The organism is Burkholderia torrens (assembly GCF_984668525.1).
Genome location: NZ_OZ480212.1, coordinates 1,468,541 through 1,492,056 on the forward strand (window position 1 = coordinate 1,468,541; position 23,516 = coordinate 1,492,056).

Here is a 23,516-nt window from a genome sequence, read left to right on the forward strand (position 1 = left end):
GAAGCGCGCGCGGCTTCGTAGTCTGAAAGGATGATGCCGGCCGGCGCCGGCGGCGCAATCATCGTGGCAGGCATCCATCGAACGACGAAGGAGACAACTCGCGATGACGACCCTCACGACGCCGCCGGCCGGCATCTTCACCGACGTACCGGGCGGCATGCGCCTGCACCATTTCGAGGTGGGCGAGGGCCGGCCGGTGGTGTTCATTCACGGCAGCGGCCCGGGCGCCAGCGGTTTCAGCAACTTCAAGCACAACGTGCCGGCGTTCGCGACGGCCGGCTACCGTGCGATCGTGGTCGACCTGCCGGGCTACGGGCAGTCGTCGAAGCCGTCCGACGTCGCCTATACGCTCGATTTCTTCGTCGGCGCGCTGCATGCGCAACTGGCCGCGCTCGCGATCGGGCCGGCCGTGCTGCTCGGCAACTCGCTCGGCGGCGCGATCGCGCTCAAATACGCGCTCGACTACCCGGACGAAGTCGACGGGCTGATCATGATGGCGCCGGGCGGTGTCGAGGATCGCGACACCTATTTCCGGATGGAAGGAATCCAGCGGATGGTGGAGCTGTTCACCAATCGCCAGATGAATGACGACACGATGCGCGAACTGCTGACGCTGCTCGTGCACGATCCGGCGATCGTCACCGACGCGCTCGTCGCCGAGCGGATGAAGGTGTGTGTCGAGCAGCCGACCGAAGTGCTGTCGACGATGAGCGTGCCGAACCTGACCGGTGCACTCGGCGACCTGCGCTGCCCGATACTCGGCTTCTGGGGCACGGACGACCGCTTCAATCCGGTCGGCGGCGCGCTGAAATTCCTCGAACACTGTCGCGATGCGCGCTTCGTGCTGATGAACCGGTGCGGCCACTGGGTGATGGTAGAACACGCCGATTATTTCAATCGGGAATGCGTCGATTTTCTTGCGACGCGGAACACGCGATAACGCCGGATGCCCTTGAAGGCCGCCGCGCATGCGGGCGGGCCGTATGAATTTACGGAGACACCATGAAACTCATCGAAGAACTGTTCGACCTGCGCGGCAAGGTCGCCGCGATCACCGGCGGCGCGCGCGGCATCGGCGCTGAGACGGCGCGCACGCTGGCTGCTGCCGGCGCGAGCGTGGCGATTCTCGACGTGCTGTCGCAACCGGCGGAAGCGCTGGTCGGGGAAATCCGCGCGCAGGGCGGCCAGGCCGCGTTCTGGTCGCTCGACGTGACGCACGAGGCCGACGTCGCGCGCGTGTTCGGCGAGATCGTCGCGCGCTTCGGGCGCCTCGACGTGCTCGTGAACAACGCGGGCATCGAAGGGCACAACGTGCCGACGCACGAGCTCACGCTCGCGCAGTGGCAGCGCGTGCAGGACGTGAACGTGAACGGCGTGTTCCTGTGCACGCGTGCGGCGATTCCGCATATCGACGCAGCCGGCGGCGGGTCGATCGTGAACCTGTCGTCGATGTACGGGATCGTCGGCGGCCCCGACGTGCCCGCGTATCACGCGTCGAAGGCTGCGGTGCGGATGATGGCGAAGGTCGACGCGATGCTGTACGCGGCGAAGAACATCCGCGCGAATTCGGTGCATCCCGGCTATATCCGCACGCCGATGCTCGAGGACGCGTTCCGCCAGATGGGGCAGGACCCCGATCGCGCATTCGAGTACATGCAGACGCACGTACCGATGGCGAAGATCGGCAGCCCGCGCGACATCGCGGCCGGCATCCTGTATCTCGTGTCGCCGGCAGGCCGCTATGTGACGGGCGCGGAGCTCGTGATCGACGGCGGGTATACCGCGCGCTGATACGGCGCGGTGCACGCAACGGAACAGGAGACAGGCAGTTGAAAGCGCTCGTGGCAGTGAAACGCGTGGTCGACGCGAACGTGAAGGTCGGCGTGAAATCCGACCGGACGGGCGTCGACATCGCGAACGTGAAGATGTCGATGAACCCGTTCGACGAGATCGCCGTTGAAGAAGCCGTGCGCCTGAAGGAAGCGGGCGTCGCGACCGAAGTGATCGCGGTGTCGGTGGGCGTGACGCAAGCGCAGGAAACGCTGCGCACGGCGCTGGCGATCGGCGCGGATCGCGCGATCCTCGTCGAGTCGAACGACAGCGTCGAGCCGCTGGCCGTCGCGAAGATCCTGAAGGCGCTGGTCGACAAGGAGCAGCCGCAGCTGGTGATCCTCGGCAAGCAGGCGATCGACGACGATTCGAACCAGACGGGCCAGATGCTGGCCGCGCTGGCAGGTCTCCCGCAAGCGACGTTCGCGTCGAAGGTCACCATCGCCGATGGCAAGGCCACGGTTGCACGCGAAGTCGACGGGGGCGCGGAAACGCTGTCGCTGACGCTGCCGGCGGTCGTGACGACCGACCTGCGCCTGAACGAGCCGCGCTACGTGACGCTGCCGAACATCATGAAGGCGAAGAAGAAGCCGCTGGAAACCGTGAAGCCGGAAGACCTCGGTGTGGACGTCGCGCCGCGTCTGAAGACGCTGAAGGTGGTCGAGCCGCCGAAGCGCGCAGCCGGCGTGAAGGTGCCGGACGTGAAGACGCTGGTCGAGAAGCTGAAGACCGAAGCCAAGGTGCTGTAAGAGGGAGCGCAAAGAAATGACGATTCTGGTGATTGCAGAACACGACAACGCGTCGATCAAGGCCGCGACGCTGAACACGGTGGCGGCGGCCGCGAAGATCGGTGGCGACATCCACGTGCTGGTCGCGGGCCACAACGCGCAAGCGGCTGCCGACGCGGCAGCGAAGATCGCCGGCGTGTCTAAGGTGCTGCTGGCCGACGCGCCGCAACTGGCCGAAGGCCTGGCGGAAAACGTCGAGGCGACCGCGCTGAATATCGCGAAGGACTACTCGCACATCCTCGCGCCGGCGACGGCCTACGGCAAGAACATCGCGCCGCGCATCGCCGCGAAGCTGGACGTCGCGCAGATCTCGGACATCACGGCGGTCGATTCGGCCGACACGTTCGAGCGCCCGATCTACGCGGGTAACGCGATCGCGACGGTGCAATCGAGCGACCCGATCAAGGTCATCACGGTGCGTGCGACGGGTTTCGATCCGGTGGCAGCGGAAGGCGGCAGCGCATCGGTCGACAAGATCGAAGCAGCGGCAGACGCCGGCAAGTCGCAGTTCGTGAGCCGTGAAGTAACGAAGCTGGACCGTCCGGAACTGACGAGCGCGAGCATCATCGTGTCGGGTGGCCGTGGCCTGGGCAGCGGCGAGAACTACACGAAGGTGCTGGAGCCGCTGGCCGACAAGTTGCAGGCCGCACTCGGCGCATCGCGTGCGGCGGTCGATGCCGGCTACGTGCCGAACGACTACCAGGTCGGCCAGACCGGCAAGATCGTCGCACCGCAGTTGTACGTCGCGGTCGGTATTTCGGGCGCGATCCAGCATCTGGCCGGCATGAAGGATTCGAAGGTGATCGTCGCGATCAACAAGGATCCGGAGGCACCGATCTTCAGCGTGGCCGACTACGGCCTCGTCGGCGACCTGTTCGCGCTCGTGCCGGAAGCCGTCGCGGCGCTTTGACGATGCCGCTGTTCGAATTCAACGGGATGCGGCCGCGCGTCGACCCGTCCGCATATGTCGACCCGACCGCGGTCGTGATCGGCGACGTGACGATCGGTGCGCGCTGTTACATCGGTCCGCATGCGAGCCTGCGCGGCGACTTCGGTGCGATCGTCGTGGAGGACGGCAGCAACGTGCAGGACGGCTGCGTGCTGCATGTCGGGATCGGCGAGACATGCCGGCTCGGCGTGAACAGCCACGTCGGCCACGGCGCGATCGTGCATGGCGCGACGCTCGAACCCGACACGATGATCGGGATGAATGCGGTCGTGATGGACGGCGCGACGATCGGGGCGACGACGATCATTGCCGCGTGCGCGTTCGTGAAGGTCGGTTACGACGTGCCGGGCGGCGTGCTGCTCGCGGGCGTGCCGGGGCGCGTCGTGCGGCGGTTGAGCGACGCGGAGATCGAAGCGAAGGCGAACGGCACGCGGATCTATCAGCAACTGGCGGCGGACTGCCTGAGGACGATCACGCCGATCGACGGGTGAGCGGGGCGCACATCTTTCATGCGTGCCGGTCAATCGGGACGATACCCGATCAATTGCGTGACACATCGCCATTGGCTTAAGATCGGCAGGAGTTCACCACACGCGTCCAGCACCAATGAAAAAGAGCATGAGCCTGCGGGTCGCCGTCATCGCCTCGGCCGTTGCGGCATACAGCATCTACATGCACATCGACCAACTGATCAGCGGCTGCATGTGGGTCAGGGGCCGTCAGCGCTGCAGTTTCGAAAACAGCGCGAATTTCGAGGGCTGGATGAATCTCGACCTGCTGCTCACGTGTTGCTGGGTCGCCACCGCGGTGGTCGGATGGATGACGTTTGCGCAGTCGGGGAAGAAGCCGGGTTAGAGGCGTGGCGCACGCTTTCCCCTGGACGGTCACGAAACAGCCGGCGTTCGCGCCAATCCTGTCAATTCGTGACAACGCGTATTCGCCGCTCGATGGCGATTCCGTTGCGGATTCAAGCGAGCCGGAAAACCACGCACAAGCCTGCTGCCCGCGGGCGAGATCACGTTGATTCCGGCCGGGATGCGTTGTAACGCGCATACGGCGCGAGGGGAGGCTCCCATGCAATTTCCGACCGGATCGGTGGTCGCGCTCAGTTCGGCGGCCGCGACGATGTTTTCGCTGGGCATGCTGTTTCTCGGCTACTGGGGGCTGCACGAACCGCTGCCCTGGCGGTTCGGCGACTACGTCGTGATCGTGCCCGCGCTCGCGGGCTTCGCGTGCCTCGCCAGCGTGCCGTTTCTCGCGACGTCGCCGATGAAAACACCCGACGACGAGTCGCGGATGTTCGTCGCGCGGCGCGTGTTTTTGTGCGGTGCGAGTGCGGTGTGGTGCGCGATCGTCGCGTCGTTGTTCGTTTGAGATCGGGGCGGCGAGACGGTGGCCGAAACCGTGTTGCGGGCGCGTGCCGACACGCGTCGTGCGCAGCTGGTACACAGGGTTTTCACGCCGCCATTCCTGCTTTGATTTCCCCACTGCGTGCACTAGATTCGAAGCGTTTATATGTCACCGAGCGCGAGGTGGAGCCATGACGCCGTGGGAGATTCAGGGTACCGAAATGATCAGCTGCAATTGCTCATACGGTTGCCCGTGCCAGTTCAATGCGTTGCCGACCAACGGCAATTGCGAAGCGATGGGGGCGATATCGATCGACAGCGGCCACTACGGCGACGTGGCGCTTGACGGTGTGAGGATCGCGGTCGTGTTCCAGTGGCCGGGTGCCGTTCACGAAGGCAGGGGCAAGTGCCAGCCGATCGTCGACGAGCGTGCCAGCCCCGAGCAGCGCGATGCCGTGCTGAAGATCATGACCGGTCAGGATACCGATCCATTCGCGACGATGTTCTCGGTGTACGCGTCGACGCTCGAGCACGCGTTCGATCCGATCTTCACGAAGATCGATTTCGACGTCGATGTCGATGCGCGGCGCGGCCGGATTCACGTCGACGGCGTGTTCGACGCAACCGGCGAACCGATCCGCAACCCGGTGACGGGCGCCGAGCATCGCGCGCGGATCGACCTGCCGCACGGTTTCGAATACGAGGTGGCGGAGATCGGCTCGGGCTCGGGGCGCTCGCAAGGCAACATCGTGTTGAATCTCGACGGCACCTATGCGCAGTTCGCGCGGCTGCACATGAACAACCACGGATTGATCCGGCATCGCGTCGCGGCATGACCCCGTTCGACACCTGGCTCGGCCGCGAGCGCGTCGTTACGCTGCTCGCGATGGCCGCGCTCGCCGGCGTGTGCTGGTTCTACCTGTGGACCGGCGCCGGGACCGGCATGTCGGCGCTGGACATGACGACGTTCGCGCTCTTTCCGCACCGTCTCGCGGACGACATGGGCAGCATGGATCCATCGCTGCCGACCGTGATCGCGATGTGGTGGGTCATGATGATCGCGATGATGACGCCCGGCGCGGCGCCGCTCGTGATCCTGTACCGGCGCGTGCTGCGGCATCGCGGCGGCCAGGCGTCCGGCTCGGCGTTCACGTCGGTGTCGCTGCTGGCCGGCTACCTGACGGCCTGGCTCGCGTTCTCGATCGGCGCGGCGCTGCTGCAGGCGATGCTGCAGCCGGCCGGATTGATCTCCGCGATGATGCTGTGGTCGAAGAGCGCCGTCCTTTCCGCTGTCGTCCTGGCGCTCGCCGGGCTCTATCAGTTCTCGCCGCTGAAGCGCGCGTGCCTGCAGCAATGCCGTGCGCCGGCCGCGTTCCTGGTTGCGCACTGGCGTCCGGGTATCGCCGGCAGTTTTCTGCTCGGCGTGCGTCACGGCGCGTACTGCGTGGGCTGCTGCTGGCTGCTGATGGCGCTGTTGTTCGTCGGCGGCGTGATGAACGTCGTGTGGATTGCCGCGTTGTCGTTCCTCGTGTTCGCGGAAAAGGTCCTGCCCGGCGGCGAACGCATCGGCCGCGCGTTTGGCATCGTGCTGATTGCGTGGGCCGGTGCGACGTTGATCGTGTGACGGGCGGTGCCGCCCTGCAGTGGAAACTTGCGGGGCCTGTCGGGAGACTCTCGATGAAGACCTGGTTTCATGCCGTCGCCGCGTGGTGCGCGATGGCCGTCGTCGCGATGCCGGTGTTCGCGGGCGGCGACATGTCCGGCATGCAAATGGGCGACACGACGATGTCGGCGCCGGATGCGAAGCTGACCGATGCCGAGGTCAGGGCGGTCGATGCCGGGCGCGGGCGTGTGACGCTGAAGCACGGTGCGCTCGACAACGTCGGGATGCCGCCGATGACGATGGCGTTCAAGGTCGGCGACGTGGCGATGATCCCGTCGCTGCATGCGGGCGACAAGGTCCGGGTTCGGGTTGAACGCGTCGATGGCACGCTCACGATCGTGAAGCTCGTCAAGCGGCCGTGACGGGTGACGCTATTCGTCGTGATCGACGAACACCTTGTTGGCGCCCGCCTTGTACAGCCGCTTGCCGAGTTTCGGGTAGTCGCACACGTCGTGCTCCGGCCGATCGCCGGCAGACGAGCGGCAGGTCCCCGGTATTGACCATCGTGTGCGCGGGGCCGCCGCGCGGGAATCCCATGAAGTCTCCCGGGCCGACCGGACAGGTCTGGCCGTCGATGGTTGCCTCGCCGAATCCGGACAGCACGTAGACGCATTCCTCGCCGTACAGATGCCGGTGATATTCGGTCGATTCGTGACCCGGCATCAACGTCATCAGATGGAAGCCCAGTTGCGTCAGCCCGGTCGCGTCGCCCAGCGACCGCTTCAGGCGGATGGCATTTGGGTTCAGCGGATGGACGGAGTGCTCCGGTTCCATCGCCGCGATATCGGCGGCGCTCAGAATGGCTCGGGGGTTGTTCATCGTCTGTCTGGTCCGGGGATCGGGGCGCCGGCGGCGCGGATTGCAGGCTTTCGGGCAGGTATCGACGATAGCATCGTTGGGGGCGCTCGGAGGAGGCGGCGAGGCAGCGCGCGGTCGTTTGACGTGCAGTGCTACGTAACAACGGATTCGTGTTACGCATGCGTTATCGGAACGTAAGGTGAGCGTGCGCCGAAAGATCGGGCGGCGGTGCCGTGCGTGGTGCGTGCGAGGGGCGTCGGGACGGCGTGATCCGATGAGATCGCCGAACCATCAGCGGTCCTGATCGCGATGGCACGGTAGATGCTTGCTGGAAGCCCGACGTTGAACAGCAGACGGGGACTTCCATGCACAATCATTTCATCAACGCGAATGTCGCGCTCGCCGCCATTGCTGCGGCGTGTGCGCTGGCGGCATGCGGCGGCGGGGACATCACGGCGCCGACGCTGTCGGGCAACAACATCGGGGCGAGCACGAGCGGGACCAGTGGCACGAGTAGCAGCGGCACGAGCAGCAGCGGCACGAGCAGCAGCGGCACGAGCAGCAGCGGCACGAGCAGCAGCGGCACGAGCAGCAGCGGCACAAGCAGCAGCGGCACAAGCAGCAGTGGCACGAGCAGCAGCGGCACGAGCAGTAGCGGCACGAGCAGCAGTGGCACGAGCAGCAGTGGCACGAGCAGCAGTGGCACGAGCAGCAGCGGCACGAGCAGCAGCGGCACGAGCAGTAGCGGCACGAGCAGCAGCGGCACGAGTAGCAGCGGTTCGAGCAGCGGCAACACCAGCGGCTTCGGGACCAGCGGCACGCCGGGCACGAACGGCATCATCAGTTCCGTCGGCGGCGTCGTCATGGCCGCGGGCACGACGATCGACGGCGTGACGCCTCCCGTCGGCAAGGACGCGACGGCCGGACTCGGCAACACGGTCAACGGCGCCGGCACGATCATTCGCGATACCGCCAATGCGGTGAGCAACGGGATCGGCCGGATCGGCATCGCATCGAATCCGGTCGGCACGACCGTTGCCGGCCTCGGCTCGCTCGTCGGCTCGGCGAGCAGCCCGGTCACGGGCCTGAGCCAGACCGCGAAGGCGCTCGGCACCGGGCCGCTCGCACCGCTGGCGCCGATCACGGCGCCCGTCGGCGGCCTGCTCGATACGGTTGCCGGCGGTCTCCAGGGCGCCGGCGCGACACTCGGCTCGACGCTGTCGTCGGGCCCGGTGCAACAGGCGACGCAGGCGATCAGCACCGCGATCACGCCGCTCGTCACGACCACCGGCCAGCTCACGCAGCAGGTCGGCACGGCAACGGGCCTCGGACAGCCGGTTGCCGGCCTGCTCGGACAGGTCGGCGCGGCGATCACCTCGGCGGGCGGCAAGGTGGCGTCGGCGTCGTCGCAGCCGATCGTCGGCGCCGTCGGCCAGGTCGTGTCAGCGGTCGGCAACACGGTGACCAATGCGGGCGGTCTTGTGAGTCCGAAAGGCGCGAACGGCGGCGCGCCGATTCCCGGTCTGGTGATCAGCGTCGCCGGCGGCATGCCGGCGATGGTGATAAACGGGCCCGGAGCCGGTACGGGCGGCGGTGCGGCGTCGGGCGGCACGGGCAATCCACTCGCGCCCGTTACGTCGCTGGTGGGTGGCCTGCTCGGTGGTGTGACGGGCGGAGTCGCCGGCAAGTAGCCGGAGCGCGTCGGTCATCCTGGGAAAGGTGGGTGGCCGGCCGCCGGCCTGAGATCGGCCGGCCGCCGCCGCTCGCGACTTTCGCGGCGCGGCCCGGCCGACAGTGGCGATCAGCCCGTCAGCCGCGATTGCCGTCGAGCTTCGACGGCGGTCGCGCCAGCCCGCGCACCGGCACAGGCGTCGACATCACGATCGACGTGCGCGTTTCGCCATACAGGTTGATGCGCTCGATCAGTTGTTCGAGATGGGTCATGCTGGTCGCGACGAACCGCATCACGTACGAATCCGCGCCGGTCACGTGACGGCATTCGACGACTTCGGGAATCGCTTCCAGCAGCTTGAGGAATTTGGCCTTGGCCGGCTGCGGCACCGTGATGCCGATCAGCGCGCTCACCGGGTAGCCGGCCGCGGCCGGATTGATTCGGGCCGTATAGCCCTCGATGACGCCGGACGCCTCGAGGCGCCTCACGCGCTCCGTCACCGCCGGCACCGACAGGTGAACCTGGCGCGCGAGTTCCGTATAGCTGATGCGGGCGTTGGCCTGCAACAGCGCCAGTACCTTCCAGTCCAGATCATCCATCGCGGCGGTATTTTTTAAGGTGAAGTCCCCATTTTTCCTTAAAAACCGCATTCAGCGGTGACCGGATTTTCCCTACGATGCCTGTTCGAGTTATTGCATGTCGCAAGGAGCAGGCCATGCTGTTCATCAAGTCCGTCGTGATGGGGCTGTCGATCGCGGTGCCGGTCGGCCCGATCGGCATGCTGTGCATTCAGCGCAGCCTGAGCCGCGGTTTTCAGGCAGGGTTCGCGACAGGCATCGGTGCTGCGTGCGCCGATGCAATCTACGGCCTGCTCGGCGCGCTGGGCATCGCGGGCATCGTCACCGCATTCCCGATGCTGACCGTCGGCCTCAAGATCGCCGGCGGCGCGTTCCTCGTGTGGCTTGCGTGGTCCATCGCGCGCCAGCCGCCGGCCGCGTCGGCGCCGCAGCGTGACCTTCCGCGCACGACCGTGCTGCGCGACTTCCTGACGACGTTCGGCCTGACGCTGTCGAACCCGATGACGATCCTGTCGTTCGTCGGGATTTTCGCGGCGCTGGGCCCGCTGTCGGGTTCAAACGAAGGGGCGATGCGGCCGGCGGTCGAGTGGATGGTCGCCGGCGTGTTCGTCGGTTCGGCAACCTGGTGGCTGTGCCTGAGCGGCGCGACGGCCGCGCTGCGCACGAGGATGTCGTTCGCGTTCATGCACGGGTTGTCGCGCGTGTCGGCCGCCGTCGTCGCGGTATTTGGCGTGATCCAGCTGGTTGCGGGCGTGCGGGGCCTTGTCTAGCGCTGAAGCGTGCCGCCGTTCGGTCGGACGCCTTCGGCAGCTTGCAACGCCCGCACATGCGCCTGCACGAAGCGCGCGATCTCCTGGCTCAGTTCGAGATCCTCCGGCGCGCCCATGAACCCGCCGTGCGGCATTCCCTCGAACACGTGCAGCTCGGTCGGCACCTGCGCGCGCCGCAACGCGCGATGCAGGCGGACGGCGTTCGACAGGAACAGGTCGCGCGTCCCGCTCTGGAGGAACGTCGGCGGGAAACCGGCCGAGAAGTCGCCGAACAGCGGCGACAGATACGGATGCGCGAGATCGGCGCCGTTCGCGTAGAGCAGGTTGTTCGCCATCAGCGACGCCGGCAGCACGACGTCGACGAGCCGGTTGGTCTCGAAGCTGTCGCCGGATTCGGTCAGGTCGGCTTCCGGCGACAGGAGGACCAGCGCGGCCGGCAGCGGCAGGCCTTCGTCGCGGGCGCGCAGCACCATCGCGGCGGCGAGATTGCCGCCGGCCGAGCGTCCGCCGATGACGATGTTTTCCGGCGCGTGGCGTTCCAGCGCGTACGTGTAGGCGGCGATGCAATCGTCGAGCGCGGCCGGATACGGATGGTCGGGCGGCATGCGGTAGTCGACGCCGTAGCAGCGAAGGCCGAGCCGGTCGGCCTGCATCTGCGCGCCGGCGCGGCACGCGGCGCCACCGCCGACGATCAGCGCGCCGCCATGCAGGTCGATGTAGGCGCATTCATCGGAAACCGGCGCTTCGGGCGTCGCGACATGCACGTCCGCGTGGCCGGCCCGGATCGTCTCGACGCTCGAACGCAGATACCCGGCAAGCTTCTCGACGGCGGCCGCGTAGTGCTCGTCGGCGGCCGCCTTCACGCGCATCCACGCATCGACGTCGTCCGGCGCCGGCATGACGTGCAGCGCATTCAGCGGCACGCCGTCGTCGCCGACCAGTCGTTGCAACGCGATTCGCGCTTCGTCGCTGATCGAAGCCGGAAAGGGCACGACGCGGCTCGGCAGCACGACGCCGTCAGGTTTGTTTTTCATCGCTTGAATTCCATCCGGCACGTCATGCGGCCGACGGCCAGTGGCGCAGCATCACGTCCAGCGCGTCGAGGCTGCGCGACCACGACGCGTCGGAATCCGGCGCGCTGTGCGAGAAACCGCCGGCGCCCTCGAGCGTCACGTAGCCCATGAAGAAGCCGCCGAGCAGGCGGATCGCATGGGCCTGTTCGGCCTCCGGCAGGTCGTAGCTGCGCAGCACGGCCGAGGTCATCCTGACGAGCGTGCCGCCCGCGCTCCCGGCGGCACGCTCGGCGCTCACCGGATGGCGCGCGGCCGCAAAGCGGCCGGGGTGCGCGCGCGCATAGTCGCGATAGACGTTCGCCAGCGCGGCCAGCGCGTCCTTGCCGGTGCGGCCGGCCAGTGCGTCGGTCGCGCGATCGGCGAGTTCCTTCAGCGCGAACAGCGCGATCCGGCTCTTGAGGTCGTCGAAACTCGGGACATGGGAATACAGGCTGGCCAGCTTGACGTCGAAGTGTCGCGCGAGCGCCGCGCCGGTGAGCTGCTCGAAGCCGGTTTCATCGGCGAGTTGCGCGCCGGCTTCGACCAGCTTGTCCACGGTGATGCCGGCACGTGCCATGACGAATACTATGCGAATTAGTCAAAAAACTAATTCTATTAGTTTTCGCCGCGATGTCAATTTCCCGCACGTGCCGGTCGCGGCGGTCCGTCAGAACGTGTAGCTGACCTTCCCGAACGCAGTCCGCCCGAGCGTGTTGTAGCCGTACGCGGTCATGTATTGCCGGTCGAACAGGTTCGACAGCGTGGCCGACACCGTCAGGTGCGAATTGATCCGGTACGACGCGCGCAGGTTCACGGTCAGGTACGACGGCAGGTACGTCGTGTTGACCGGATCGTCGAACGTCGTTCCGCCGTAGTTCAGCGACGCACCCGTGCTGAGCGCGTGCAGGTGCAGTTCGTCCCACGTGTGGTCCACGGTCAGGCTGACCGTCTGGCGCGGCCGGCGGTTCAGCCAGCTGTCATGGGTCTCGTCCTGCGGATTCAGGATGCCGATCGCGACGCTCACCGGCGTGTAGCGGCCGATCGTCCCCTTGTACGACAGGTCGATCCCGCGGATATGCGCGCGGCCGATGTTCATCGGCGAAAACGTCGCCGGGTTGTAGGCGATCAGGTTGCTGACGCGCGTGTCGTAGATCGCCGCGGAAAACGTGCCGTACGACGTGTTCGCGTCGAGCGCGGCCTCGACCGACGTGCTGCGCTCCGGGCTGAGGTTCGGATTGCCGTAGCCGGGGTAGTACAGGTCGTTGAAACTCGGCAGGCGGAACGCATTGCCGTACGACACGCGCGCCGTGTAGACCGGCGTGATCGCCCACGACAGCGCGGCATTGCCGGTGTTCACGCTTTGCCCGGCGATGATCTCGCGACGCCCCGCGAGGAACAGCGTCACGCTGCCGAGCGTGGCCGACTGATGGAGCGAGAACGCGGAGTCGTTGCGCGTCGGAATGCCGCCGGGCGCATCGACCGGCAGGAACGCCTGTTCGCGCGTGAAGTCGTACGCGAGCTTGCTTTCGCCCGACAGCGGCAGCCCGAACAGGTGGAACCCGCGCGCCTGATGGGTCAGGGAGGTCGACGTGCTGATGCGCTGCGAATCGATCTGGCCGGTCGGGATGGCCGGATCGCTCGCGTAGAGGAACTGCCGATCATTCGCATAACCGAACGACTGGTCGAACTGCGTATCGGGCGTGATGTCGAGATGGAACGCGAGCCCCGTCGTCAGCTGGTGATCGAGCTCGCGGTTCGCATAGCCGCTGTTGTCGAACGACAGGTCGGAGCGGTGATAGAGCGCGAACGTCGAGATCGACCAGTTGTCGCGCGCGTAGCCGAGGCGCGCATCGAGATCCTGCGCGTGATACGGATTGCGGCCGTCCTCGTGATACGGCAAGACGGGCCGCGTCGAATCGATGCCGGCCGTGTTGTATGCGTGCAGGCCGAGCGAGTAGGTGAGCCCGCCGAGTGCGGCGAGCGGCCCGGTCGACGGCACCGTGCCCGACGTGCGCAGCTGCGTGTCGAACGTCTTGTTCGACCCGCCGCCGAACGATACGGTGGTCTGGTTCGGCTGGTTCGACGAGCGGCGCGTGAACAGCTGCACGACACCGCCCATCGCGTTGGCGCCGAACGACGCGGCGGCCGGCCCCGAAATCACCTCGACCCGTTCGAACGCATCCGTCGGCAGGTCGGCCCACGGCGCGATGCCGGTGGTCGGCGAGCCGATCCGGATGCCGTCGATGAACACGGCGACCTGGCTCGCGGACGAGCCCCGGATGCTGACCGATGCGGACGAGCCGGGGCCGCCGGTTTGCGACACGGTCACGCCGGGCAGCGTCGCGAGTGCCTGCGTGATGCTCGGGTCGCTCGGCGACAGCCGGTCGAGATCGGTTCGCGTGAGGACCTGGGTCGACGCATAGCGTCCGTCGAACGATTCGGGCAGGCGGCGCGTGTCGGTCACGCTGATCGTCGGCAGGTCGGCGCTTTCCGCTGGCTGGGCGGGCTGCGGTAGTGCGGTGTCGCCCGCGGCATGGGCGATCGGAGCAAGCAGCGCGGTGGCGGCGGACGTGGCGAGCAGGTAGCGAATGTTCATGAGACAGCGGGAGAAAGCGTGTTGCGCGTACGGCGATCGTGAGCGGACGGCGGGCAGGTTGCGTATGGCGACGGCGTGTCGGTGCGACGCTTCCGGCACGGAAGCGGATTCGGGAACGAAGGACATCTGACGGATCCTGAGGTCGGGTCGTCCATGCAACGGGCGACCGCCAACGGCGGCGCCTGGCGCATCGGGACACCCCGCCCGGTGCGGCTGCTGGACCTCGGGTCGATGGCAGGTCTCCTGGCTCGCGGGTCGTCATCCGTGCAGGCCTTCCCGGTTTCCCAGTGGCATGCAGAGGCACGGATTCGCCGCTCACAGTTGCGGGGGCAGCCGCAGATTCGAGGCGTTGCCCCTCCTGCGTTCCCTTTTGATCCCATCCCTGGGAACCATCAGCGCGCAAGGGTAATGGCGTGCGCTCGGGCGCGTCAATTGCCGCGCCGTGCGGGGATGCGAAAAAACGTCATTACCCGGCCATCGCTTTCCGAATCCTTTCTGTCATGCACCAGCGCTGCATTTATCGTCTGATGAATTGAGGTGATCAAGCGCGATGCGCTCGCGCCTGAACCGGCTCGGCGCGATGCCGGTCCAGCGCACGAACGCGCGCCGGAACGCCTCTTCGCCGCCGAAGCCGAGATACGCGGGCTGCACGTCGCGCTGCCCTCAGCCGGATGCCGAGCGGCGCCACGCTCGCGTCGATCGCCGAACGGCTCGGCCGGCGCGCGTTGTGCGTGCCGCGCTTCGCCAGTTTCCCGCTCGACCAGGCTGCCCGCGCACTCGATCTCGTTCAAACGGGCGAGGCGAAAACCAAGCTCGTGCTGCATGTTGCGGATATTGCGGGCTGAACGACACGCATCGAAACGACTGGAGACAGCATGACCGACACCCCATCGCCGATCCTGGCCGGCAAGTGCGCGCTCGCGCTGTCCAGCCCGCCGGCGCGCGAGCGCACGGGCCTCGACACGCACAGCCTGCATTTCCCGCTCGCGCAGCCACTCGCGGTGCGCTCGCTCGACGGCCGCACGCCGCTGCCGCCGCCGGTGATTCCCGCGTACGCGCATCCTCTCATTGACCCCTCAGGACTCTGACTGACATGACGAATTCGATTCGCTTCGACGGCGGCACCGCCGTGATCACCGGCGCGGCCAGCGGCATCGGCAGCGGGCTGGCACGCCACGCTGCCGCGCTCGGCATGCGCGTCGTGCTGGCCGATCTCGATCCGGCGAAGCTCGATGCATTCGCCGCGACGCTCGATACCGACGTGCTGTGCGTGCCGACCGACGTCAGCCAGCCGGAAGCCGTCGACGCGCTGGCCGAAGCCGCGTGGCGGCGTTTCGGCGGCGTCGACCTGCTGTTCAACAACGCAGGCGTGATGGCGACCGGCTTCAGCTGGGAAATCACGCCGGAACGCTTCGAGCGCAGCTTCGCGATCAACGTGCACGGCGTGCTGAACGGGATCCGCAGCTTCGTGCCGCGGATGCTCGAGCGCAACGTGCCCGCGCGGGTCGTGAACACCGCATCGGTCGGTGGCTTCCTGCCGAGCCCGCTGATGTCGCCGTATTCGGCGACGAAGTTCGCGGTGGTCGCGCTGACCGAGTCGCTGTATGGAGAACTGAAGATGCTCGGCGCGCCGGTCGGCGTATCGCTGCTCGCGCCGGGGCCCGTGCAGTCCGGCATCTTCAACGATCCGTTCGGCGCCGCGCACGACCGGCCCGAGGTGCGCGGTTTCGTCGACACGATGCGCGCGATGCTGAACGCACACGGGCTCACGCCCGACGCGTTTGCCGAACGGGTGTTCGACGGCATCCGCGCAGGGCGCTACTGGCTGATTCCGCAACCGGAGACGATAGACGGCGCGCTGCAGCGGCGTACCGGCGACATTCTTGCGGCACGCGATCCGTCGCTGACGTCGTTCTGAATGCCGGCGGGGCCGGGCGCGGCAGCAGCGCCCGGCGCACGCCGTTACATGTGCGTGCCGGCGTGCGTGCGGCCGCCCGGGTCGCCGCCGCGATCGGGCGGCGTATTGTTCTGATCGATCTTCGCGAGCACGAAGCCGGCGTGCGGCAGCCCGCCGGGAGAGTGGTGCATCGCCTGCGCGACGGCGTCGTGCGGCGATGCGGCGGGGAAACCGGAGGACGTCGCGCCCGGTTGAGCGAACGCCGAAAGGGAGGCGGCCGCCAGGGCGGCGGCGACGATCGCGTGCGTGTTCATGGTGGCTCCTTCACGACTGACTGCGGGACAACGTAATCAGTCTAGGGCGCGAAACTTAACGCGTCGTGAAGGCGCAATGACGTACGGATTACCAGATATTCATGTAAGCCGCGCGCGTCACGCCGGCGTCGATACCAGTGCGCAGAAGTTCTCGAGGTCGACGTTGCCGCCGCTGATCACGACGCCGACGCGCTTGCCCTGCAGCGCGTCCTTCATCCGCCGCACGGCTGCGAACGACAGGCAGCCGGTCGGCTCGACGACAATCTTCATACGCGTGGCGAAGAAGCGCATGCAGTCGACCAGTTCCGCATCGGTCGCGGTCAGGATGTCGTCGACGTCGCGGCGAATGATCGGGAACGTCAGGTTGCCGAGGTACTGCGTCTGCGCGCCGTCGGCGATCGTACGCGGCGTGTCGATCCGGACGATCGCGCCGGACCGGAACGATTGCTGGCCGTCGTTGCCGGCTTCGGGCTCGACGCCGTACAGCTTCGCGTGCGGCGACAGCGCGCGCGTGGCGAGCGCGGTGCCCGACAGCAGGCCGCCGCCGCCGAGCGGCGCGAACACCGCGTCGAGCGGGCCGACTTCGTCGAACAGTTCCTTGGCCGCCGTGCCCTGGCCGGCCATCACGTCCGCGTGGTCGTAGGGCGGGATCAACGTGAGCCCGTGCCGCTCCGCGAGATCGCGGCCGATCTGCTCGCGGTCCTCGGTGTAGCGGTCGTAGGTCACGACGTTGCCGCCGTAGCCGCGTGTCGCGGCCATCTTCGCGGCCGGTGCGTCCTGCGGCATCACGATCGTCGCCGGAATGCCGAGGATGCGTGCCGACAGCGCGATCGCCTGTGCATGGTTGCCGGACGAGAACGCGACGACGCCGTGGCGGCGCTGTTCGGCGTTGAAACGCGACAGCGCGTTGAACGCGCCGCGGAACTTGAATGCGCCCATGCGCTGCAGGTTCTCGCACTTGAAGAACACCTGCGCGCCGAGTGCGTCGTCGACCGTTCGCGACGTCATCACCGGCGTGCGGTGCGCATGGCCTTCGAGCCGGGCCGCGGCGGCGGCGACGTCGTCGTACGTGGGAAGAGTCGGAGCGTTCATGGTGGGTCGTGAGTCGGAAAGATCAGTCAACTGGGAAGAAGCCGCGCGCGTATGACTTCTACTTCGCATCGTTGTAGACGGTCGCGCGCGAGACGCCGAGATGCTGCGACACGATTTCCATCGCGCGGCGCACCTCGAGGAAGCCGTCGGCCTTGAGTGTTTGCAGCAACTCGCGGCGCTGGTCGGTCTTCAGCTCGCGCGGCGTCGTCGCGAGGCGCGTCGCGAACGCGTCGATGCGCTGCCGGATCGCGTCGGCGCCGGCCGGGTCGAGCGTCTCGACGACGGTTTCGCCGTCGGTGCGGCAGAACTGGTTCAGCATGCCCTGAAAGCCGCGGAACAGCGTGACGTCGGCGTTCAGGCACAGCGCGGCGACGTAGCGCCCGGTCGAATCCTTGATGCCGATCGACGTGCTTTTCGCGGTGCGGCCGTCGGCGAAGCGGTTCGGGTAGTTCGCGAGCACCTGCGGGAAATCGTCGTCGGCGATGCGGGCGAGGCCGAGTTCGGTCGCCGGATCGCCGACCGCGCGCCCGGACAGGTTGTTGTGGATCGCGAGGATCGCGTGTTGCGGCGTGCGCAGGTCGTGCACGACGACTTCGGTGAACGGCGCGAACATCTCGCCGAGCCCTTCGGCGATGCGCTGCACCTGTTCGATCAGCGACGCCTGCTCGGACAGCGGCGGGGTGCGGTGCGTGGTCATGCGCTTTCCTGCGGTGACGGCGCATCGGTCGTTTCCGGCCGCGTGATGTCGGCCAGCAACGGCTGCGCGATCCGCACGTAGTCGGCCGAGTCGAGCACGACCGAGCGGTCGAGGCGGCCCGCGTTGAACGCGATCTCGGCGTTGCGTTCGACCAGTGCGGGATCGACGACGAGCGTCACGTTCGCGTCGAACACGAACGGCGGTACGGCGCCCATCACGCAGCGCGTGACGGCGGCCGCGACGTCGGGCGATGCGAGCGTCGCCTTGCGGCGGCCCACGGCATCGGCAACCTTGCGGAAATCGATCTTCAGGTGGCCGGGGATCACGGCGAGCGCGGTGGTGTCGCCACCGTCCTTGAACGTGCAGAGCATCGCCTTCGCCCCTTGTTCGGGGCGTGTGCCGCGGATCGCGGCGATCACGTCGGATTTGCCTTCCGCCGGATGTTCGAGCACGCGGAATCGCGCACCGGACGTATTCAGCAGATGGCAAAGCGTGTCGAAAACGGGAGAGTCGTTCATGTCGCTCCGGCCAGGAGGGGGCGCACGCAGTGCACGGGAAGCGAGCGTGCTGCTCGCTATCGATGGATTGTCCAAGTATAGACGTTTTGTCATGCGATGTGGCAAAAGCAGAGGCTGTCGCGCCTGGCGTTTCTCCAACTGCGAAAGGGCTTTTCACATTGCGAAACTCGCGGGAAATTCCTGCCGCGTCGTCTTTCCGCCGCTTGAAAAGTTGTTTTGCATCGCAAAATCGATTGACTATCTCATTGAAAAACAAAGGAAATTTATATCTTATGTCTTATATAAGAGTTGATCGACAGCGCGCTCGACAGGATTAATATTGAGTCCATGCAGTTCGCTTCGTCACACGGGGCGGGCACGCTGAACCCTTTACTCAAATGCGCTTCGTTCCCAGGAGATCGACATGTCCCAGTACCAAGACGACATCAAGGCAGTGGCTGGCTTGAAGGAAAACCACGGCACCGCGTGGAATGCCATCAGCCCCGAGTACGCCGCTCGCATGCGTGCCCAGAACAAGTTCAAGACCGGCCTGGACATCGCGAAGTACACCGCGAAGATCATGCGCGCCGACATGGCCGCTTACGACGCCGATCCGGCCAAGTACACGCAGTCGCTGGGTTGCTGGCACGGTTTCATCGGGCAGCAGAAGATGATCTCCATCAAGAAGCACTTCAACAGCACCGAACGCCGCTACCTGTACCTGTCGGGCTGGATGGTCGCCGCGCTGCGCTCGGAGTTCGGCCCGCTGCCGGACCAGTCGATGCACGAAAAGACGTCGGTCAGCGCGCTGATCCGCGAGCTGTACACGTTCCTGCGCCAGGCCGACGCCCGTGAACTGGGCGGCCTGTTCCGCGAGCTGGACGCGGCGAAGGACGCGACGGCCAAGGCTGCGATCCAGGAAAAGATCGACAACCACGTAACGCACGTCGTGCCGATCATCGCCGACATCGACGCGGGCTTCGGCAACGCGGAAGCGACCTACCTGCTGGCCAAGCAGTTCATCGAAGCGGGCGCGTGCTGCATCCAGATCGAAAACCAGGTGTCGGACGAGAAGCAGTGCGGCCACCAGGACGGCAAGGTCACGGTGCCGCACGAGGACTTCCTCGCGAAGATCCGCGCGATCCGCTACGCGTTCCTGGAGCTGGGCGTGGACGACGGCATCATCGTTGCGCGTACCGACTCGCTGGGCGCCGGCCTGACCAAGCAGATCGCCGTGACGGCCACGCCGGGCGACCTGGGCGACCAATACAATGCGTTCCTCGACTGCGAAGAGCTGTCGGCCGACCAGCTGGGCAACGGTGACGTCGTCATCAAGCGCGACGGCAAGCTGCTGCGTCCGAAGCGCCTGCCGAGCAACCTGTTCCAGTTCCGCGCCGGCACGGGCGAAGCGCGTTGCGTGCTCGATTGCATCACGTCGCTGCAGAACGGCGCCGACCTGCTGTGGATCGAAACCGAAAAACCGCATATCGCGCAGATCGGCGGCATGGTCAGCGAGATCCGCAAGGTGATCCCGAACGCGAAGCTGGTGTACAACAACAGCCCGTCGTTCAACTGGACGCTGAACTTCCGTCAGCAGGCGTACGACGCGATGAAGGCGGAAGGCAAGGACGTGTCGGCCTACGACCGTGCGCAGCTGATGAGCGTCGAGTACGACGAGACCGAACTGGCCAAGCTCGCCGACGAGAAGATCCGTACGTTCCAGGCCGATGCGTCGCGTGAAGCAGGCATCTTCCATCACCTGATCACGCTGCCGACCTACCACACGGCTGCGCTGTCGACCGACAACCTGGCCAAGGAATACTTCGGCGACCAGGGCATGCTGGGCTACGTGGCGGGCGTGCAGCGCAAGGAGATCCGTCAGGGCATCGCCTGCGTGAAGCACCAGAACATGTCGGGCTCGGACATCGGCGACGACCACAAGGAATACTTCAGCGGCGAAGCAGCGCTGAAGGCTGCGGGCAAGGACAACACGATGAACCAGTTCTGATCATCGTCCGACCCGAAGCACAACGCCAGCCCCTCGGGGCTGGCGTTTTTTTTATCCGCCCGATCCTGGCGCGTCATCCGCGCACGGCCTTCACGATGTACTGGCTCGTCGGCACCACGTCGATCTTGTCGAAATCGATGAAGCGTCCGCAGCTGTCCATCATTTCGGCCACGTTGCGCTGGAACTTTTCCTCATCGCCGACCGCATCGAAGAACGCGTGCGGATCGGTCATGGCCGCGGCCGGGAAGCATTCCTCGACGATCGCGTCGTAGCCGGGCGCCGCATGCGTGAGCGCGCGCACGACGAAGTTCTGCACGTACAGGAAGTTGTCCTGCGTATCGATCGCGACGCGCGTGTGATGACCGTGCCACACGTCGAGCCACGCTTCGTGCGTGAGACGCGGCGGCCGCTTCAGGAACGCGAGCTGCGAGAAGCCGGTCGTGCGCTCGCCGGGCCGCGCGGGGAAGCGCGTGTTCGGAATCGGCTGCGACTCGGTGACGAGATACGCGGCCATGTGCGGGACCGCCGCGCGCACCGCCTCGTCGAACGGCTGGCGGAACATCGCGTTCGCGCTGTCCATCCACACCGCGACGATGCCGTCGATGCCCGGGTGCGTGCTGGTTTGCTTCAGCGCGGCGGCCGGCGCGACATCTTCATCGACGACGTTCACCTGCACGCCGTGCGCACCGAGCGACAGCAGCGTGTCGGCGAGCTGCGCGCGCACCGTGCGGTTCCATTGGTCGGGCGCAGCCTGCGTATCGCGCCACAACACGTAAATGACTTTCTCCATTGCTTCGGCTCCAGGGGGAATGACGGGATCGGCGGCGCTGCCGCCGCGGTTCAGGAAGCGGTTTCGGCCGATCCGGCCGCCTGATGCGCGCCGGGTGCGAACCGGTTCGCGGTCAGCGTGCACGACGGTGGGATGGGCGACGTGACGGTTTCGAACAGCCGCTCGTGACGCGTCGCGTGAATGCGCCACGCGCCGTCGCGCTTCACGTACTGGTCGTCGTAGAACGCGGTACCGTGCATCAAGTAGTTGTCCTCGAGATTGATCGCGTGATCCTCGAGAAACCACACGCCGCACGCATGATCGGCGGACACCAGCGTGAGTTCCGGGTGATGGCCGTGATGCATCGTCAGGAAGGTCGGCTTGCCGATCAGGTCGCGCAGGCTCGACACGAACGCGTCGCGGCCGTCGTACACATAGCGGCCGCCATACAGCCGCGCCTCGCAATCCTCGGTCAGGCAAGCCGCGAGCAGCGCCCAGTCGTGCGTATCGACCGCGCGGAAATACCGATACTTCAACTGCCGGATCAGCTCGTACTCGTGGAGTGTGCGGGTCGTGTCGTCCATCGCCGTGTCTCGTGGTGGTGTCGTTCGATGGTAGGAACGAAGCCGCCTGCATCACATCGTCTGTTCGGACGAAACCCTCATGCGGGAACAGGCCGTTAATCCAAACGGGTGATGGCCGACGCAGCGCGCAGCGGTAACGTGGCGTCGACGCGGCCTTCGAACCGCGCCGGCACCGAACAAGGAGACGGAATGACCCCCATCGAATCGCTGGAGACACGCGTGCGCCGGCTCGAGGACGCCGATGCGATCCGCCGGCTGAAGGCGCGCTACTTCACGTGCTGCGATCGCAAGGATCCGCAAGGGATGCGCGACTGCTTCGTCGCCGGCCCCGTGCAGATCGACTACGGGCGAATCGGCACGTTCGACACGCGCGACGCGCTCGTCGACGTGTTCGAGCAGCTCGGCTGTCATCCGCACATCGTCGAGATGCATCACGGCGTGAATCCCGACATCGCCGTGCTCGACGACACGCATGCGCGTGGCACGTGGGGCCTGCACTACCAGATGATCGACACGAACGCGCGCACGCTCACGCAGCTCGGCGCGTATTACGACGACGCGTACCGGAAGGTCGACGGCGAATGGAAGATCGCGGCCACGCGCTGCGTCGTCACGTCGACGCTGTCGGCCCGCTACGAAGGCGATGCATGCGGCGTGCTGTTCGCCGGCGCACAGCCGCCGGCCGCCTGACGCACGCGATTGCCACGGTCGTGGCGAACATTCCACAGGAGAGACAGAACATGACACGGAACCACGATGCGCCGGTCGCCGTCGTGACGGGCGCATCGCGCGGCGCGGGCAAGGGCATCGCGCGCGCGCTCGGTGCGGCCGGCATGACCGTCTACGTGACGGGCCGCTCGCAGCGCGAAGGCGATGCACCGTTGCCCGGCACGATCCACGAGACCGCGCGCGAGATCGACGCGCTCGGCGGCCGCGGGATCGCGGTGGCCTGCGATCACGCGGACGACGGGCAGGTGAAGGCGCTGTTCGAGCGCGTCGAGCGCGACGGCGGGCGGCTCGACATCCTCGTCAACAACGCCACCTATCTGCACGACCAGTTGATCCTGCCGGGCCCGTTCTGGGAGAAGTCGCTCGACCTCGTGAACATCCTCGACGTCGGGCTGCGCTCGGCGTATGTCGCGAGCTGGCATGCGGCGCCGCTGATGGCGAAGCGCCGCAGCGGGCTGATCGCGTTCACGTCGTCGTTCGGTGCGAGCTGCTACATGCACGGCGCGGCGTACGGCGCGCAGAAATCCGGCGTCGACAAGTTCGCGAAGGACATGGCCGTCGACCTGAAGCCGTTCGACGTCGCGGCCGTGTCGATCTGGATGGGCCCGCTTCGCACCGAGCGCACGACGCGCGTGTGGGAAGCACATCCGGATCTCTACAAGGAATTCTCGCTCGTCGCCGAAAGCCCGGAATTCACGGGCCGCGTGATTCATGCGATCCACGGCGATCCGCAGCGCATGGCGCTGTCGGGGCAAGTGCTCGTCGGTGCGGAAGCCGCGCTGCAGTACGGGATTGCCGATCTCGACGGCAAGCAGCCGCCGTCGTATCGCGAGCTGCTCGGCGGGCCCGTGCAGGCCCATCCGGCGATCGTCGCTTAGGGAGCG

General features: G+C 66.6%; 28 protein-coding genes, 2 pseudogenes and 1 riboswitch. Of the genes and pseudogenes, 18 read left to right on the forward strand and 12 right to left on the reverse strand.

Going from position 1 to position 23,516, the window contains the following annotated elements:
* The first annotated feature begins 103 nt into the window (after window positions 1–103).
* The 10 genes from AC5LXX_RS22855 (at window position 104) to AC5LXX_RS22900 (ending at window position 6,941) form a co-directional block, all read left to right on the forward strand.
* Complete coding sequence (locus tag AC5LXX_RS22855; protein ID WP_493413286.1) at window positions 104–940, forward strand: alpha/beta fold hydrolase; 837 nt, start codon at window positions 104–106, stop codon at window positions 938–940.
* Window positions 941–1,002: 62 nt separating this feature from the next.
* Window positions 1,003–1,791, forward strand: coding sequence for an SDR family NAD(P)-dependent oxidoreductase (locus tag AC5LXX_RS22860; RefSeq protein ID WP_322083399.1), 789 nt, complete (start codon window positions 1,003–1,005; stop codon window positions 1,789–1,791).
* A 38-nt stretch (window positions 1,792–1,829) separates the two neighbouring features.
* A complete protein-coding gene (locus AC5LXX_RS22865) occupies window positions 1,830–2,579 on the forward strand; it encodes an electron transfer flavoprotein subunit beta/FixA family protein (protein WP_493413287.1) in 750 nt (249 codons plus the stop codon).
* A gap of 16 nt (window positions 2,580–2,595) precedes the next feature.
* Window positions 2,596–3,528, forward strand: coding sequence for an electron transfer flavoprotein subunit alpha/FixB family protein (locus AC5LXX_RS22870; protein ID WP_493413288.1), 933 nt, complete (start codon window positions 2,596–2,598; stop codon window positions 3,526–3,528).
* A gap of 2 nt (window positions 3,529–3,530) precedes the next feature.
* Window positions 3,531–4,058: an acyltransferase gene (locus tag AC5LXX_RS22875; RefSeq protein WP_493413289.1), complete on the forward strand. Its 528-nt coding sequence runs from the start codon at window positions 3,531–3,533 to the stop codon at window positions 4,056–4,058.
* A gap of 115 nt (window positions 4,059–4,173) precedes the next feature.
* Window positions 4,174–4,422 (forward strand): hypothetical protein, encoded by a 249-nt coding sequence (locus tag AC5LXX_RS22880; RefSeq protein ID WP_493413290.1) that lies wholly within the window; start codon window positions 4,174–4,176, stop codon window positions 4,420–4,422.
* 219 nt (window positions 4,423–4,641) lie between these two features.
* The gene (locus tag AC5LXX_RS22885; protein WP_124447305.1) at window positions 4,642–4,941 is read left to right on the forward strand and encodes a hypothetical protein; all 300 of its coding nucleotides are present in this window, start codon (window positions 4,642–4,644) and stop codon (window positions 4,939–4,941) included.
* Between the two features lie 166 nt (window positions 4,942–5,107).
* The gene (locus AC5LXX_RS22890; RefSeq protein WP_493413291.1) at window positions 5,108–5,752 is read left to right on the forward strand and encodes a DUF1326 domain-containing protein; all 645 of its coding nucleotides are present in this window, start codon (window positions 5,108–5,110) and stop codon (window positions 5,750–5,752) included.
* Window positions 5,749–6,540, forward strand: coding sequence for a DUF2182 domain-containing protein (locus tag AC5LXX_RS22895; protein ID WP_493413292.1), 792 nt, complete (start codon window positions 5,749–5,751; stop codon window positions 6,538–6,540). Before AC5LXX_RS22890 ends, AC5LXX_RS22895 begins: the two co-directional genes overlap by 4 nt.
* Before the next feature lie 53 nt (window positions 6,541–6,593).
* Window positions 6,594–6,941: a copper-binding protein gene (locus AC5LXX_RS22900; RefSeq protein ID WP_493413293.1), complete on the forward strand. Its 348-nt coding sequence runs from the start codon at window positions 6,594–6,596 to the stop codon at window positions 6,939–6,941.
* A gap of 9 nt (window positions 6,942–6,950) precedes the next feature.
* On the opposite strand, the pseudogene AC5LXX_RS22905 reads toward AC5LXX_RS22900, so the two are convergent.
* Window positions 6,951–7,398: pseudogene (locus tag AC5LXX_RS22905) on the reverse strand (cupin domain-containing protein).
* Between the two features lie 344 nt (window positions 7,399–7,742).
* Between AC5LXX_RS22905 and AC5LXX_RS22910 the strand changes: the two are divergent.
* Window positions 7,743–9,068: a collagen-like triple helix repeat-containing protein gene (locus tag AC5LXX_RS22910; protein WP_493413294.1), complete on the forward strand. Its 1,326-nt coding sequence runs from the start codon at window positions 7,743–7,745 to the stop codon at window positions 9,066–9,068.
* Between the two features lie 118 nt (window positions 9,069–9,186).
* Here AC5LXX_RS22910 and AC5LXX_RS22915 read toward each other — a convergent pair whose 3' ends face one another.
* A complete protein-coding gene (locus AC5LXX_RS22915; RefSeq protein ID WP_493413295.1) occupies window positions 9,187–9,648 on the reverse strand; it encodes an Lrp/AsnC family transcriptional regulator in 462 nt (153 codons plus the stop codon).
* Between the two features lie 116 nt (window positions 9,649–9,764).
* Here AC5LXX_RS22915 and AC5LXX_RS22920 point away from each other — a divergent pair, with 116 nt between their 5' ends.
* Window positions 9,765–10,397, forward strand: a complete 633-nt coding sequence (locus AC5LXX_RS22920; RefSeq protein ID WP_493413296.1) for a LysE family translocator — start codon at window positions 9,765–9,767, stop codon at window positions 10,395–10,397.
* Here the strand turns inward: AC5LXX_RS22920 and AC5LXX_RS22925 are convergent.
* The 4 genes and pseudogenes from AC5LXX_RS22925 to AC5LXX_RS22940 form a co-directional block, all read right to left on the reverse strand.
* The gene (locus tag AC5LXX_RS22925) at window positions 10,394–11,431 is read right to left on the reverse strand and encodes an alpha/beta hydrolase (RefSeq protein ID WP_493413297.1); all 1,038 of its coding nucleotides are present in this window, start codon (window positions 11,429–11,431) and stop codon (window positions 10,394–10,396) included. The genes AC5LXX_RS22920 and AC5LXX_RS22925 overlap by 4 nt on opposite strands.
* 22 nt (window positions 11,432–11,453) lie before the next feature.
* Complete coding sequence (locus AC5LXX_RS22930; RefSeq protein ID WP_493413298.1) at window positions 11,454–12,026, reverse strand: TetR/AcrR family transcriptional regulator; 573 nt, start codon at window positions 12,024–12,026, stop codon at window positions 11,454–11,456.
* A 90-nt stretch (window positions 12,027–12,116) separates the two neighbouring features.
* Window positions 12,117–14,045 (reverse strand): TonB-dependent receptor domain-containing protein, encoded by a 1,929-nt coding sequence (locus tag AC5LXX_RS22935; RefSeq protein WP_493413299.1) that lies wholly within the window; start codon window positions 14,043–14,045, stop codon window positions 12,117–12,119.
* A 216-nt stretch (window positions 14,046–14,261) separates the two neighbouring features.
* Window positions 14,262–14,454: riboswitch (cobalamin riboswitch) on the reverse strand.
* Between the two features lie 89 nt (window positions 14,455–14,543).
* A pseudogene (locus AC5LXX_RS22940) lies at window positions 14,544–14,687 on the reverse strand (AraC family transcriptional regulator); the annotation flags it as partial.
* 29 nt (window positions 14,688–14,716) lie between these two features.
* On the opposite strand from AC5LXX_RS22940, the gene AC5LXX_RS22945 reads away from it, so the two are divergent.
* Genes AC5LXX_RS22945 through AC5LXX_RS22955 form a run of 3 tightly spaced genes read left to right on the forward strand, consistent with a single transcriptional unit; the run spans window position 14,717 to window position 15,963 of the window.
* A complete protein-coding gene (locus tag AC5LXX_RS22945; RefSeq protein ID WP_493413300.1) occupies window positions 14,717–14,890 on the forward strand; it encodes a hypothetical protein in 174 nt (57 codons plus the stop codon).
* 30 nt (window positions 14,891–14,920) lie between these two features.
* Entirely contained in the window at window positions 14,921–15,133 is a 213-nt protein-coding gene (locus AC5LXX_RS22950; protein ID WP_493413301.1) for a hypothetical protein, read from the forward strand.
* A 5-nt stretch (window positions 15,134–15,138) separates the two neighbouring features.
* Entirely contained in the window at window positions 15,139–15,963 is an 825-nt protein-coding gene (locus tag AC5LXX_RS22955; RefSeq protein WP_493413302.1) for an SDR family NAD(P)-dependent oxidoreductase, read from the forward strand.
* A gap of 44 nt (window positions 15,964–16,007) precedes the next feature.
* On the opposite strand, the gene AC5LXX_RS22960 is transcribed toward AC5LXX_RS22955, so the two are convergent.
* The 4 genes from AC5LXX_RS22960 to AC5LXX_RS22975 form a co-directional block, all read right to left on the reverse strand.
* On the reverse strand, window positions 16,008–16,256 hold the full coding sequence (locus AC5LXX_RS22960; RefSeq protein WP_493413303.1) for a hypothetical protein: 249 nt from the start codon (window positions 16,254–16,256) through the stop codon (window positions 16,008–16,010).
* Window positions 16,257–16,373: 117 nt separating this feature from the next.
* Window positions 16,374–17,348 carry a threo-3-hydroxy-L-aspartate ammonia-lyase gene (locus AC5LXX_RS22965; protein ID WP_493413304.1) on the reverse strand — a complete coding sequence of 325 codons (975 nt, stop codon included), beginning with the start codon at window positions 17,346–17,348 and terminating at the stop codon, window positions 16,374–16,376.
* A gap of 58 nt (window positions 17,349–17,406) precedes the next feature.
* Window positions 17,407–18,045, reverse strand: a complete 639-nt coding sequence (locus AC5LXX_RS22970; protein ID WP_493413305.1) for a helix-turn-helix transcriptional regulator — start codon at window positions 18,043–18,045, stop codon at window positions 17,407–17,409.
* A complete protein-coding gene (locus AC5LXX_RS22975; RefSeq protein ID WP_124447329.1) occupies window positions 18,042–18,563 on the reverse strand; it encodes a YbaK/prolyl-tRNA synthetase associated domain-containing protein in 522 nt (173 codons plus the stop codon). Before AC5LXX_RS22975 ends, AC5LXX_RS22970 begins: the two co-directional genes overlap by 4 nt.
* 403 nt (window positions 18,564–18,966) lie before the next feature.
* Between AC5LXX_RS22975 and AC5LXX_RS22980 the strand changes: the two genes are divergently transcribed.
* On the forward strand, window positions 18,967–20,550 hold the full coding sequence (locus tag AC5LXX_RS22980) for an isocitrate lyase (protein ID WP_124447331.1): 1,584 nt from the start codon (window positions 18,967–18,969) through the stop codon (window positions 20,548–20,550).
* A 73-nt stretch (window positions 20,551–20,623) separates the two neighbouring features.
* Here AC5LXX_RS22980 and AC5LXX_RS22985 read toward each other — a convergent pair whose 3' ends face one another.
* Together AC5LXX_RS22985 and AC5LXX_RS22990 are read right to left on the reverse strand one after the other, a co-directional pair.
* A complete protein-coding gene (locus AC5LXX_RS22985) occupies window positions 20,624–21,340 on the reverse strand; it encodes an EthD domain-containing protein (RefSeq protein WP_493413306.1) in 717 nt (238 codons plus the stop codon).
* A 50-nt stretch (window positions 21,341–21,390) separates the two neighbouring features.
* Window positions 21,391–21,903: a nuclear transport factor 2 family protein gene (locus tag AC5LXX_RS22990; protein ID WP_493413307.1), complete on the reverse strand. Its 513-nt coding sequence runs from the start codon at window positions 21,901–21,903 to the stop codon at window positions 21,391–21,393.
* A 189-nt stretch (window positions 21,904–22,092) separates the two neighbouring features.
* Here AC5LXX_RS22990 and AC5LXX_RS22995 point away from each other — a divergent pair, with 189 nt between their 5' ends.
* Together AC5LXX_RS22995 and AC5LXX_RS23000 are read left to right on the forward strand one after the other, a co-directional pair.
* Window positions 22,093–22,593, forward strand: a complete 501-nt coding sequence (locus AC5LXX_RS22995) for a nuclear transport factor 2 family protein (RefSeq protein ID WP_493413308.1) — start codon at window positions 22,093–22,095, stop codon at window positions 22,591–22,593.
* Window positions 22,594–22,643: 50 nt separating this feature from the next.
* Window positions 22,644–23,510 (forward strand): SDR family NAD(P)-dependent oxidoreductase, encoded by an 867-nt coding sequence (locus tag AC5LXX_RS23000; RefSeq protein ID WP_493413309.1) that lies wholly within the window; start codon window positions 22,644–22,646, stop codon window positions 23,508–23,510.
* Window positions 23,511–23,516: the final 6 nt, after the last annotated feature.

Bases quoted from the DNA above. Each gene is read 5' to 3' on its own strand.
- AC5LXX_RS22860 (WP_322083399.1), top strand. From the start codon at position 1,003: ATGAAACTCATCGAAGAACTGTTCGACCTGCGCGGCAAGGTCGCCGCG.
- AC5LXX_RS22960 (WP_493413303.1), bottom strand. From the start codon at position 16,256: ATGAACACGCACGCGATCGTCGCCGCCGCCCTGGCGGCCGCCTCCCTT.
- AC5LXX_RS22885 (WP_124447305.1), top strand. From the start codon at position 4,642: ATGCAATTTCCGACCGGATCGGTGGTCGCGCTCAGTTCGGCGGCCGCG.
- AC5LXX_RS22920 (WP_493413296.1), top strand. From the start codon at position 9,765: ATGCTGTTCATCAAGTCCGTCGTGATGGGGCTGTCGATCGCGGTGCCG.
- AC5LXX_RS22900 (WP_493413293.1), top strand. From the start codon at position 6,594: ATGAAGACCTGGTTTCATGCCGTCGCCGCGTGGTGCGCGATGGCCGTC.
- AC5LXX_RS22930 (WP_493413298.1), bottom strand. From the start codon at position 12,026: ATGGCACGTGCCGGCATCACCGTGGACAAGCTGGTCGAAGCCGGCGCG.
- AC5LXX_RS22935 (WP_493413299.1), bottom strand. From the start codon at position 14,045: ATGAACATTCGCTACCTGCTCGCCACGTCCGCCGCCACCGCGCTGCTT.
- AC5LXX_RS22910 (WP_493413294.1), top strand. From the start codon at position 7,743: ATGCACAATCATTTCATCAACGCGAATGTCGCGCTCGCCGCCATTGCT.
- AC5LXX_RS22980 (WP_124447331.1), top strand. From the start codon at position 18,967: ATGTCCCAGTACCAAGACGACATCAAGGCAGTGGCTGGCTTGAAGGAA.
- AC5LXX_RS23000 (WP_493413309.1), top strand. From the start codon at position 22,644: ATGACACGGAACCACGATGCGCCGGTCGCCGTCGTGACGGGCGCATCG.
- AC5LXX_RS22965 (WP_493413304.1), bottom strand. From the start codon at position 17,348: ATGAACGCTCCGACTCTTCCCACGTACGACGACGTCGCCGCCGCCGCG.
- AC5LXX_RS22875 (WP_493413289.1), top strand. From the start codon at position 3,531: ATGCCGCTGTTCGAATTCAACGGGATGCGGCCGCGCGTCGACCCGTCC.
- AC5LXX_RS22870 (WP_493413288.1), top strand. From the start codon at position 2,596: ATGACGATTCTGGTGATTGCAGAACACGACAACGCGTCGATCAAGGCC.
- AC5LXX_RS22895 (WP_493413292.1), top strand. From the start codon at position 5,749: ATGACCCCGTTCGACACCTGGCTCGGCCGCGAGCGCGTCGTTACGCTG.
- AC5LXX_RS22990 (WP_493413307.1), bottom strand. From the start codon at position 21,903: ATGGACGACACGACCCGCACACTCCACGAGTACGAGCTGATCCGGCAG.
- AC5LXX_RS22985 (WP_493413306.1), bottom strand. From the start codon at position 21,340: ATGGAGAAAGTCATTTACGTGTTGTGGCGCGATACGCAGGCTGCGCCC.
- AC5LXX_RS22915 (WP_493413295.1), bottom strand. From the start codon at position 9,648: ATGGATGATCTGGACTGGAAGGTACTGGCGCTGTTGCAGGCCAACGCC.
- AC5LXX_RS22950 (WP_493413301.1), top strand. From the start codon at position 14,921: ATGACCGACACCCCATCGCCGATCCTGGCCGGCAAGTGCGCGCTCGCG.
- AC5LXX_RS22945 (WP_493413300.1), top strand. From the start codon at position 14,717: ATGCCGAGCGGCGCCACGCTCGCGTCGATCGCCGAACGGCTCGGCCGG.
- AC5LXX_RS22880 (WP_493413290.1), top strand. From the start codon at position 4,174: ATGAAAAAGAGCATGAGCCTGCGGGTCGCCGTCATCGCCTCGGCCGTT.
- AC5LXX_RS22890 (WP_493413291.1), top strand. From the start codon at position 5,108: ATGACGCCGTGGGAGATTCAGGGTACCGAAATGATCAGCTGCAATTGC.
- AC5LXX_RS22855 (WP_493413286.1), top strand. From the start codon at position 104: ATGACGACCCTCACGACGCCGCCGGCCGGCATCTTCACCGACGTACCG.
- AC5LXX_RS22955 (WP_493413302.1), top strand. From the start codon at position 15,139: ATGACGAATTCGATTCGCTTCGACGGCGGCACCGCCGTGATCACCGGC.
- AC5LXX_RS22995 (WP_493413308.1), top strand. From the start codon at position 22,093: ATGACCCCCATCGAATCGCTGGAGACACGCGTGCGCCGGCTCGAGGAC.
- AC5LXX_RS22925 (WP_493413297.1), bottom strand. From the start codon at position 11,431: ATGAAAAACAAACCTGACGGCGTCGTGCTGCCGAGCCGCGTCGTGCCC.
- AC5LXX_RS22970 (WP_493413305.1), bottom strand. From the start codon at position 18,045: ATGACCACGCACCGCACCCCGCCGCTGTCCGAGCAGGCGTCGCTGATC.
- AC5LXX_RS22975 (WP_124447329.1), bottom strand. From the start codon at position 18,563: ATGAACGACTCTCCCGTTTTCGACACGCTTTGCCATCTGCTGAATACG.